We start from the raw sequence: 9,984 nt of genomic DNA, 5'->3' as shown, positions 1-9,984 counted from the left end.
GATTCGAGGGAGGAGTCACCCCACATGCTTTCAAAGCATGTGCAGGCCCCTACATCCCCGCTATATCAACGATCCCCGGCCGTGCTGTACACACATTTTGGCCTATAACTCACGATTGACCCCGGGCCGTAGGCCGCGGAGTGCTCGCCCTCGCAACGAGCATCGTCGACAGGGTCCCGTCAGGCTCGCGGGCGAGCCTCTGGGAACCGGCTCACGGCCGCACCGCCGCGTAGAGCAGCATGTCCCGGCGCCTGCCGCCGATCTCCTGATGACTGCACAGCAGGCCCTCCCGCACATAGCCTGCCCGTTCCGCAGTGCGTACGGAGGCGGTGTTCCACGGTTCGATGAACAGCTCGATCCGGTGCAGGCCCTCCAGGCTCCACCCGAATCGGGTGAGGGCGTTGAGGGCGTCCGCCGCCAGGCCTCGGCCTCGGGCAGAGGGGGTGATCGCATATCCGGCGGAGGCCCGGCCCTGGTGCAGGTTCCGCAGCCACAGGCCGCAATGGCCCACCGGGGTGTCGTCGGCATCGGTGATGGTGAAGGCGAACCCTGTGCCCTCCGCGTGCCGGCCCTGCTGGCGCCGGACCCAGGCCATAAGATCCTCCCGCGTGCCGTGGGCGGGCAGGGTACCGATCAGGGGCACGTACGGGTCCTCGGACAGCTCACGGGCCATCTCGACGTCGGAGTCCCGGGCCGCGCGCAGCGTCACCGCGCCGTGGTGTGGTGGGTCCTCCGGCCAGGGTGGCAGCGGGGGTCGATGCTCAGACATGATCACCGCCGAAGCCGGGGCCTCAGTAGACGCTGTTCCTGGTGGAGGAGAGGTTGATGCCCTCACCGGTCAGCTGATTCCAGCAGGACATCTGCGCGGGGAACGACGCGCAGGCGAAGAATCCGTTCTGCGCGGTCTGGCCGTACTGCAGCACCTGGGGCTCGTCCTCGGGGGAGAGCTGGTCCTCGCAGTCAGGCTCGGGGCCCACGTCCACCTGGATCCGGTAGGTGGTGCCGTCCTCGCAGCCTTCCGGGGCCTCGAAGCTGTGCTCCAGCACCCGGCAGCGCAGCGAGTCGCCGATCTCGCACACGACGTTGCCGGTGGGAGAGGAGAACGAGGTCATCTCCGTGGCGTCGCCAGCGGGGAAGGCATAGTTGAACCAGTCGATCCCCATGTCCGCGACGGCGGCGCTGAGCTCGTCGGAGGAGGCCTCCTCGCCTCCCAGCAGCAGATACACATGAGCCGCATAGGGGTCGTCACAGGCGGTGCGGAGATCCTCCAGCGTCTCCTGGACCAGCCCCTCGTCCTCCTGACTCCACTCGTCCTGCTCCTCGCCGGCCTCGGCCAGCAGCTCGAAGGGCTCCGCATCGGCCCGCGGGTCTTCGCACTCGCTCTCCTCGGGAACCTCCTGGAGCGCGGCGCGCAGCTCGTCGAGGTCAGGGCCCTCCGGTTCAGGCTCCGGCTCGGGCGACGGCTCGGCCTCCTCCGGCTCGGACGCGGTGGGCCCCTGCGCCGGGGTCTGCTCGGCCACAGGTGCGCCTCGATCGCCCAGGATCATCAGCCCCAGCACGACCACCGCACCGATCGCGATCAGCGGCAGCAGCACGGCCAGGAGCACGACGGCGACCCGACGGCGGCGGTGGGGCTGGTCGTCGTCGGCCTCCGCATCTGCGGGCTCCCCCGCGGCGGCACCGGCCCCAGGCCCGACCGCACCGACCGCACCGAGTGCGCCAGCATCCTGCTGGTCCGGCTGCTGTTCCTCCGGGAGGTCGTCTCCGGGAAGCAGGAGGCCCGCGGCCGCCCCGTGCTCCTCGTCCTGCGTCTCGAGCTCCGGCTCGGGCTCCGGCTCCGGCTCGGGCTCGGGCTCGGGCTCCGGCTCGGGCTCGGGCTCGGGCTCCGGTTCGGGCTCGGGCCACTGGTCCGGGGGCAGGAACCGCCGCATCAGGACGTCGTTGATCGCCGGATCATCCAGATCGGCCAGGGCCTCCAGCAGCTCCGGATAGGTGTTCGGATTGCCCGCGACGACAGGGCGGAGCTCCGGATGGTTCTCTGCGATCCAGTGCAGCGTGTCCCAGTCCGTGGCCGGGTCGGCGGCCATCCGTGCGACGTCGTCGTGTGCAGTCATGCGTTCCTCGGGGCGCGGCGGGCGGTGATGAAGCAGGTCCAGCGATCGGACACGAGCTTACAAGCCCGAATGGACGAGACGCACCTCACACGGCGCCGACCATGTCCACGAACAGCTGGTGGAGGCGATGATCCGGGGTGAGCTCGGGGTGGAAGCTGGTCGCCAGGACCCGACCCTCGCGGACCGCCACCGACAGTCCGCGGGACTCCGCCAGGACCTCCACACCGTCCCCGACCTCCTCGATCACCGGAGCGCGGATGAAGACCGCCTCCAGCGGCTCGTCCAGCCCGGTGACGTCCAGCTGCTCGGTGAAGGAGTCCAGCTGGCTGCCGTAGCCGTTGCGACGGGCGACGACGTCGAGTCCACCGATCCGGGGGAAGCCGGCCAGGGCGGCAGGGTCGGAGACCTCGCGGGCCATCAGGATCAGCCCCGCGCAGGTCCCGAACAGCGCCAGCCCGTCCTGATGCGCCCGGTGGATGTGCTCCATCATCTGCACGGGGGCGGCCAGCCGCGCGATGGCCGTCGACTCCCCGCCGGGGACGACGAGGCCGTCAAGGCCGTCGAGCTCAGCCGGCCGCCGGACCGTGCGGACCTCTGCGCCGGAGGCGGTCAGAGCACGAACATGCTCGGCCACCGCCCCCTGCAGCGCGAGGACACCGATCTGCGGGCTCACCAGCCGCGCTCGGCCAGACGGTGGGGTGCGGGGACGTCGGCCACGTTCAGGCCCACCATGGCCTCGCCGAGGCCCTTGGACACCTCAGCGATCACCGCGGGGTCGTCGTAGTAGGTGGTGGCCTTGACGATGGCAGCGGCGCGGGCGGCCGGATTCCCGGACTTGAAGATCCCGGAGCCCACGAAGACGCCGTCGGCGCCCATCTGCATCATCATGGCCGCGTCGGCGGGGGTGGCCACGCCGCCGGCGACGAACATGACCACCGGCAGACGACCGTCTCGGGCCACCTGCTTGACCAGGTCGTACGGGGCCTGCAGCTCCTTGGCCGCCACGTAGAGCTCGTCCTCGGCCTTCGAGCTGAGCTCGGCGATCTCCGCCGTGATGGTGCGGATGTGCTTCATCGCCTCGGAGACGTCGCCGGTGCCGGCCTCACCCTTGGAGCGGATCATCGAGGCGCCCTCGGTGATGCGGCGCAGGGCCTCACCCAGATTGGTGGCGCCGCAGACGAACGGCACCGAGAACTTGGACTTGTCGATGTGGTGGACATAGTCGGCGGGGGAGAGCACCTCGGACTCGTCGATGTAGTCCACCTTCAGGTGCTCCAGCACCTGGGCCTCCACGAAGTGGCCGATCCGGGCCTTGGCCATCACAGGGATGGAGACGGTCTCGATGATGCCGCTGATCAGGTCCGGATCCGACATGCGAGCCACGCCTCCGGTGGCGCGGATGTCCGCGGGGACCCGCTCCAGAGCCATGACAGCCACAGCGCCGGCCTCCTCGGCGATCTTCGCCTGTTCGGGGGTCACCACATCCATGATGACGCCGCCCTTGAGCATGTGGGCCAGGCCGGTGTTGACCGTGGTCGCGCCCTGCTCGGCGGACACGGGGGACTCAGTGTTCTCAGTGGACACGGATGGACTCCTCATCGATGGATCCAGGTGACGGTTGCCAGACATCCATTGAAGCAGAGATTCCCCTGCCACAGAGACCGGGAGGGCCCCAGACGTCATCTGGGACCCTCCCGGTGTGGAGCTGGCGCGCATCAGCGCCCTGTGGCGGCTCCGAGCCCCGGAGCGGCCCGGCTCACTTCTGCTGCTCGTTGCCCTCCAGGGCGGAGTCGAGCTCGGCGAGGTCGGCCTCGGTGACACCGGTGCCGGACCCTGCTCCCAGGGCGCCCTGCTCGGCTCCGGTGCCCAGGGCGGGCGAGGTGGAGCCCGTCTTCAGCGCGGCCAGCCGCGCATCGATCTCCGCCTGCTCGCCGAGGTCCTCGAGGGACTCGAACTGAGCGTCCAGGCTGGAGGCGGCCAGCTCGTTCTGGCCGCGGACCCGCGCCTCCTCGCGGCGGATCTTCTCCTCGAAGCGCCCCACCTCGGAGGTCGGGTCCATGACGTCGATGGACTTGACCGCATCGTGTACCTGCGACTGGGCATGGGCCGCCCGGGACCGGGCCACCAGCTCGTCGCGCTTGCTGATGAGCTGCTGACGCTTGGTCTTCATCTGCTCGAGGCCCTGCTTGAGCTTGTCCACGATCTCCCGCTGGGACTGGATCGTCGGCTCTGCCGTGCGGGCCGAGGACTCGGCGTCCATCTGTCGCTGGATGGCGACCTTGGCGAGGTTGTCGAACTTCTGCGCGTTGGCGTCGTCGTCGGAGGTGCGGAACTCGTCCGCCTTCCGGGAGGCGGCCAGCGCCTTCTGGCCCCAGGAGCGCGCGGTGTCGAGGTCCTCCCGGTAGTCGTCCTCCATCATCCGGAGGTTGCCGATGGTCTGGGCCACCGCCTCCTCGGCCTCAGCGATGTTGTTGGTGAAGTCCCGGACCATCTGGTCGAGCATCTTCTCGGGGTCCTCGGCACGGTCCAGCATCGCGTTGACGTTCGCGCGGATCAGCTGGGACATCCTGCCGAAGATGGACTGCTTGGACACGGTGATCACCTTTCCTGGAGATTTTCAGATCAGTCTAGTCATCGAGGATCACCCGTCACAGGGGGTGCGGGTGAACAGGTCGTCAGCACTCAGAACCACCGACGGCGCCCGTGGCGCATGCCGTAGCGCAGCATGCGGCGTTCCGCTCGGCCGGATCCGCGACGACGGCCGTAGCCGCCGCCATAGCCATACCCGGTGCCATACCCGCCGCCATAGCCGGTGCCGTAGCCGCCGCCCCAGTGGCGTCCGTAGCCGCCGAAGCCCCCTCCGGTGTTCATGAGGTTCTCCTCGGCCCGGTCCTGTTCGGCGATCTGGGCGGCCTGCACCGCCAGCGTCTTGGCCTGGGTGGCGAAGTCCAGCGCGCGTGCGGGCTGCGTGTCGGCGAAGGCCTGAGCTTCGGACAGGCACCGCTCAGCCTCGGCCAGGCGGGTCCGTGCCGTGGTGCCCACCCGGTGGGCGCGGGAACGGAGGTAGTCCTGGGAGGACTGCACCTGGTTGCGGGCGGTCAGCAGCTCGGTCTGCAGCATCTCTCGGGCGCGTCGGTCTTGGGCCTGACGGTCCCGCACCGCGTTGAGCGGCTCATCGAGCTCCCGGTGGGCCAGCTCCAATCCCAGCAGCAGCTCCAGAGGGTCGTAGCGTTCGCCGGAGTCGATGGTCTGCCGCACGCGGGCGACGGCGGCCTCTGCGGCGGCGATCGGCCCGGCCAGCTCGGGCGCCTGCCCGGCATCACGCGTGGCGCGCGCCTGGGCGACGTCCTGTTCGGTCTGCGCCACTCCGACGTCGAGGTTCCGGCGGGCGTCCTGGAGCCGGGAGGAGGTCTGGTCGGCGGAGTCCAGCAGCGCGGCGGCCTCAGCGGCGGACCGCTCTCCGGCGTGGATGGCCACCACGGCGTCGGAGGCGCGGTGCGCCTCGGCGGCCTGCGCGGCCCTCTCGCCGTGGGACTGCGCGTCCTCCAGCAGGCCCTCGGCGCGGTCCAGGCTCTGCTGCAGGCTCTCCAACGGCTCCCCGGTGTAGCGCTGCTGGAGCTGCGGCAGCTCGGCTGCGGCGGCGTGCAGCCGGGTCCGCAGGTCGGCGAGGCGTTCATTGAGCTGCGCGGCGGCCGGGCCGGGGCTGCGTTCCAGGTCGCGGAGCCCCTCGAACTCTTGGCGGTGGGCGTCGAGGGATGCGTCCAGCTGCTCGCAGTGCTCCATGATCTGCCGGACGATCCGGCGCGCCTCGGTCTCGTCCTGCGGCGGCTGCTGGTCCAGCTGCTGCTGGAGCCGGAAGGCATCACGCAGGTGGTCCTTGGACTTCTGGATGTCCTGGCGGAAGACCTCCACGGCCTCGTCCCCGTAGGTGGCCTGGGCGAACAGGATCTCCTGGTCGGAGGAGCGCACGGCCTCGTCCGCAGCGACCAGCATGGAGCCGGCCTGCTGGCGCAGCTGCCCGTAGGGCATGGTGTCCCGAGGGTCCGGCGCGGCGGGCTGCTCGGAGCCCTGGCCCTCGGCCGCCCCCATGGCGCGGGACCCGGGAGCGGAGGAGAGCTGACGGGTCTGCTTCCTGCCGCCGGAGAGGTACATGGCGCCGAGCCCGATGAGCACGAGCACTCCCGCCCCGATGAGCAGGGGGCCGACGATGACGGCTCCCACAGTGACGGGCAGAGACGTCGCGAAGGCTTCGAGCATGGGGTCAGTCTATGAGCACCCCCGAGGTGCGTCCACGGTGGCGAGTACGTTGGCAGAGAACACGGGTCCTCCTGCATGCTTCGCACAGGGTGTGCCCGCTGAGGAGGAGCGATGAGGGTGGAGAGGCGTCACACGGAGCGCAGGAATCGCCCAGGAGGCGTCCAGGAAGTTATCGTCGAAGGTACAGGATGGGCGAGCACAATGCTTCGAGTGCGCCCCCGCGGCACCGCGCGGAGGCCGGAGATCCAGCGCTCGCTCCGGCGGGCGCCTCGTCAGGTGTGAAGGCAGGTTTCTCATGACTACAGATCCTCAGGACCGCGCGGAGTCCGCGGAGCTCGACCAGGAGTCGACGACGCCTGGCACGACGACGCCCGGCACGGGGCCCGAGCGCGGCTCCGACAGCGGGGAGCAGACTCAGCGGATCCCCGCCGCGCCGCCTGAGCCGACCCGGCCCCTCGTCCAGCATGACCGAGCCGAGCACGACCCAGCCGACATTGACCGCGTCGGAAATGACCGAGGCCAGCACGGCCCGCGTGGTGGATTCGTTCCCGAGGCTGGGTCGCCGGGCTCAGCGGCCACCGCCGAGGCGTCGTCGGCTCCCTCCGCCGCGGCGGCGCCGGCCCCCGGGGCCGCGGCCGCCGCGGGATCCGTGCCCGCGCCCGGAACGGCCGCGCCCCGCTCTCCCCAGCAGGGGTCTCCGGCATCTTCGGCGCATGGTTACGCGTCCGGCCCGGCGATGCAGCCCTATCGGCCGGCTGGCCCTGCCCAGCCCGGATTCCCGCCTCCGGCAGCGCCGTCCGCTTCGTCCTCTGCGGGGGCGGCCGCCCACCCGCACCAGGCACAGGTGGCCCCCTACGGCCAGTCCCCGCACGCTGGCCAGCCCCCGCACGCTGGCCAGTCCCCGCACGCTGGCCAGCCCCCGCACTCCGGCCAGCCATGGTACGGCGGCCCCAGCGGCCCCGGTGGCAGTGGCAGCAGCGGTGGTCCAGGAGGCCCTGGCCACCACGGGGCTCCCGCTGAGCCGGAGAAGAGCCGTCGCGGAGTCGGCATGCCGCTGTTCCTGGTGGGCGTGCTGGCGGCCGGCCTGATCGGCGGGGGAGTAGGTGCGGGCGCCGTCGGACTCCTCGGCGGGGACCAGCAGGTCGACGTCGGCGGCTCCGGCATCCAGATCAACAACCCGGAGAGTGCCACGGCGGTGACCGCGGCCGCAGCCAAGGCCTCGCCGTCGGTGGTGACGCTGTCGGTGGCCGGCTCCACTGCGGCCGGCTCCGGCTCGGGCATCATCTTGGACGACGAGGGCCACATCCTCACCAACACTCACGTGGTCACCCTCGGTGGGGCCACTGCCGAGGCGGAGATCCACGTCAAGCTCTATGACGGCTCGGTGCGCACCGCTCAGGTGGTCGGCACGGACCCGCTCTCCGACCTCGCTGTGGTCCAGCTGGAGGACACCGAAGGCATCGAGCCCGCAGAGTTGGGCACCTCCTCCGACCTGAACGTGGGCGACCAGGCGATCGCCATCGGCGCACCACTGGGGCTCGACGGCACCGTGACCGACGGCATCATCTCCACCCTGGACCGGACCATCTCGGTGGCCTCCGCCGCCGTGGAGGAGGAGACCCCGGACGCCCCCGAGCCCGAGGAGGAAGAGGACGGTGAGGGCTTCGAGTTCTACTTCCCCGACCTGGAGACCTCGCCGTCCCAGGGGTCCATCCACCTCAACGTGATCCAGACGGATGCCGCCATCAACCAGGGGAACTCCGGCGGCGCCCTCGTCGACTCCGAAGGACGGGTCATCGGCGTCAACGTGGCCATCGCCTCCACCGGCGGCGGGATCTCCGAGGCGGAGGCCGGCAGCATCGGCGTCGGCTTCTCCATCCCCATCGACTACGCCCAGCGTGTGGCCGAGGACATCATCGCCGACGGCGAGGCCTCCCACGGGCTGCTGGGCGTCACCGTGAACGCCGCGGGCGCCGGCGAGCAGCCGCTGGAGTCCGGCGGCAGCTTCACCACCGGTGCCTACGTGGAGGAGGTGGCTGACGGGTCCCCGGCGGCTGAGGGCGGGCTTCAGGAGGGCGACATCGTCACCCACGTGGACGACCGTCGGATCGACGACAGCCTGACCCTGACCGCCACGGTCCGCGAGTACCGGGCAGGGGAGACCGTCTCCGTGACCTATCTGCGCGACGGCGACGAGCACGAGGCCGAGGTCACCCTCGGCGGGATGTGAGGCTCCGATGACCCGTGACCGGCGCTCCACCCTGCACAGCCCGGACGCCCTGATCGACGTGCTGGGAGCCCGCCGCGTGCTGGCCTTCGGCGCCCACCCCGACGACGTCGACTTCGGCGCGGCCGCCACCGTCGCGGCGCTGGCCGAGCGTGGAGTGGACGTCACCCTCTGTCTGCTCACCGCGGGCGATGCCGGCGGCTTCGAGACCGGGCATGACCGAGTCGAGATGGCGCGTCGTCGCCAGGCCGAGCAGGAGGAGGCGGCCGCCGTCCTCGGGGTCCGCGAGGTGATCCTCCTGGACGAGAAGGACGGCTGGGTGGAGCCGACGGCTGACCTGATCCGCCAGATCGTACGGGTGATGCGGCAGGTGCGGCCCGACGTCGTGATGTCCCCGCACCCGGAGCGGGCCTGGGACAGGATGCAGAAGTCCCACCCGGACCATCTGGCCTGCGGCGAGGCGGTGGTTCGTGCCTGCTATCCGGCGGTGGAGAACCCCTTCGCGTTCCCGGAGCTGGCGGAGCAGGAGGGGTTGGAGGCCTTCAAGATCCGACACCTGATGCTCATGGCCGCCCCGGAGGAGCGGGTCAATCTGCGCGTGGAAGTCAGCGGCTACGAGGACAGGAAGCTGGAGGCGCTGCGCCAGCACTTCAGCCAGCACCCTGATCCCGCACGGATGGAGGAGTTCGTGCTCACCCGTCTGCGGCGGATCCATGCCGCCGCCGGCATCGTCGACACGTCCTCCGAGGGACCGGCAGAGGGACTGGCTGGGGGGCTGGCTGAGGACTTCCACTGGGTCGTGGTCAACGGGCCGGACACCTTCGCCGGCTTCTGAACACTGCCCGGCCCCTCCGGGAGGAGCAGTGCTCGATCGAGGAACACTGCTCGACCGAGGTTCAGGGCTCGACCAGGACGCCGTCCTCGTCGGCGTGCAGCATCGCGCCGGGACGGAACACCACACCCCCGAACTCGACCGGCACATCCTGCTCGCCGGTGCCCTCCTTCGAGGACTTGCGCGGATTCGATCCCAGCGCCTTGACACCAAGGTCCAGCTGAGCGACGGCGGTCCGGTCGCGGATGGCGCCGTTGATCACGACCCCCGCCCACCCGTGGGCGACTGCCGCCTCGGCGATCATGTCGCCCATGAGGGCGGACTCCAGGGAGCCGCCGCCGTCGACCACCAGCACCGCTCCGTCGCCCGGACTGTTCAGCGTGGTCTTGACCAGGGCGTTGTCGCGGAAGCAGCGGATGGTGCGGACCGGCCCGGCGAAGCGGGTCCGCCCGCCCAGGTCCTGCATCTGCAGGGAGACCGACTGCAGGCTCTCATCGGCGTCATAGAGATCGCAGGTGGTGAACTCAGCGGTCATCGTCGACTCCTCCTGGAGG

General features: G+C 70.6%; 9 protein-coding genes. 2 read left to right on the top strand and 7 right to left on the bottom strand.

Annotated elements, in window-relative coordinates:
* Positions 1 to 211 precede the first annotated feature (211 nt).
* From ABD658_RS12820 to ABD658_RS12795, 6 genes are all read right to left on the bottom strand, one after another.
* Positions 212 to 769: a GNAT family N-acetyltransferase gene (locus ABD658_RS12820; RefSeq protein WP_344684441.1), complete on the bottom strand. Its 558-nt coding sequence runs from the start codon at positions 767 to 769 to the stop codon at positions 212 to 214.
* Positions 770 to 791: 22 nt separating this feature from the next.
* Positions 792 to 2,114 (bottom strand): variant leucine-rich repeat-containing protein, encoded by a 1,323-nt coding sequence (locus ABD658_RS12815; protein WP_344684439.1) that lies wholly within the window; start codon positions 2,112 to 2,114, stop codon positions 792 to 794.
* Positions 2,115 to 2,199: 85 nt separating this feature from the next.
* Entirely contained in the window at positions 2,200 to 2,787 is a 588-nt protein-coding gene (gene pdxT, locus ABD658_RS12810; RefSeq protein ID WP_070159128.1) for a pyridoxal 5'-phosphate synthase glutaminase subunit PdxT, read from the bottom strand.
* A complete protein-coding gene (gene pdxS, locus ABD658_RS12805) occupies positions 2,784 to 3,713 on the bottom strand; it encodes a pyridoxal 5'-phosphate synthase lyase subunit PdxS (RefSeq protein ID WP_311023542.1) in 930 nt (309 codons plus the stop codon). The genes pdxT and pdxS overlap by 4 nt, the downstream gene beginning before the upstream one ends.
* A gap of 157 nt (positions 3,714 to 3,870) precedes the next feature.
* Positions 3,871 to 4,707 (bottom strand): PspA/IM30 family protein, encoded by an 837-nt coding sequence (locus ABD658_RS12800; protein ID WP_070159131.1) that lies wholly within the window; start codon positions 4,705 to 4,707, stop codon positions 3,871 to 3,873.
* An 89-nt stretch (positions 4,708 to 4,796) separates the two neighbouring features.
* Entirely contained in the window at positions 4,797 to 6,371 is a 1,575-nt protein-coding gene (locus ABD658_RS12795; protein ID WP_344684433.1) for a coiled-coil domain-containing protein, read from the bottom strand.
* A 1,048-nt stretch (positions 6,372 to 7,419) separates the two neighbouring features.
* On the opposite strand from ABD658_RS12795, the gene ABD658_RS12790 reads away from it, so the two are divergent.
* Positions 7,420 to 8,601, top strand: coding sequence for a S1C family serine protease (locus ABD658_RS12790; protein WP_344682633.1), 1,182 nt, complete (start codon positions 7,420 to 7,422; stop codon positions 8,599 to 8,601).
* 7 nt (positions 8,602 to 8,608) lie between these two features.
* The gene (locus ABD658_RS12785; RefSeq protein ID WP_344682635.1) at positions 8,609 to 9,433 is read left to right on the top strand and encodes a PIG-L deacetylase family protein; all 825 of its coding nucleotides are present in this window, start codon (positions 8,609 to 8,611) and stop codon (positions 9,431 to 9,433) included.
* Positions 9,434 to 9,494: 61 nt separating this feature from the next.
* Here ABD658_RS12785 and rraA read toward each other — a convergent pair whose 3' ends face one another.
* The gene (gene rraA, locus ABD658_RS12780; protein ID WP_070158831.1) at positions 9,495 to 9,965 is read right to left on the bottom strand and encodes a ribonuclease E activity regulator RraA; all 471 of its coding nucleotides are present in this window, start codon (positions 9,963 to 9,965) and stop codon (positions 9,495 to 9,497) included.
* Positions 9,966 to 9,984: the final 19 nt, after the last annotated feature.

This window comes from Nesterenkonia aethiopica (genome assembly GCF_039534665.1).
Classification (GTDB): domain Bacteria; phylum Actinomycetota; class Actinomycetes; order Actinomycetales; family Micrococcaceae; genus Nesterenkonia; species Nesterenkonia aethiopica.
This window is presented reverse-complemented; position numbering and strand designations above follow the sequence as displayed.

Bases quoted from the DNA above. Each gene is read 5' to 3' on its own strand.
- ABD658_RS12790 (WP_344682633.1), top strand. From the start codon at position 7,420: ATGCCGCTGTTCCTGGTGGGCGTGCTGGCGGCCGGCCTGATCGGCGGG.
- ABD658_RS12785 (WP_344682635.1), top strand. From the start codon at position 8,609: ATGACCCGTGACCGGCGCTCCACCCTGCACAGCCCGGACGCCCTGATC.
- ABD658_RS12815 (WP_344684439.1), bottom strand. From the start codon at position 2,114: ATGACTGCACACGACGACGTCGCACGGATGGCCGCCGACCCGGCCACG.
- ABD658_RS12820 (WP_344684441.1), bottom strand. From the start codon at position 769: ATGTCTGAGCATCGACCCCCGCTGCCACCCTGGCCGGAGGACCCACCA.
- ABD658_RS12795 (WP_344684433.1), bottom strand. From the start codon at position 6,371: ATGCTCGAAGCCTTCGCGACGTCTCTGCCCGTCACTGTGGGAGCCGTC.
- pdxS (WP_311023542.1), bottom strand. From the start codon at position 3,713: ATGAGGAGTCCATCCGTGTCCACTGAGAACACTGAGTCCCCCGTGTCC.
- rraA (WP_070158831.1), bottom strand. From the start codon at position 9,965: ATGACCGCTGAGTTCACCACCTGCGATCTCTATGACGCCGATGAGAGC.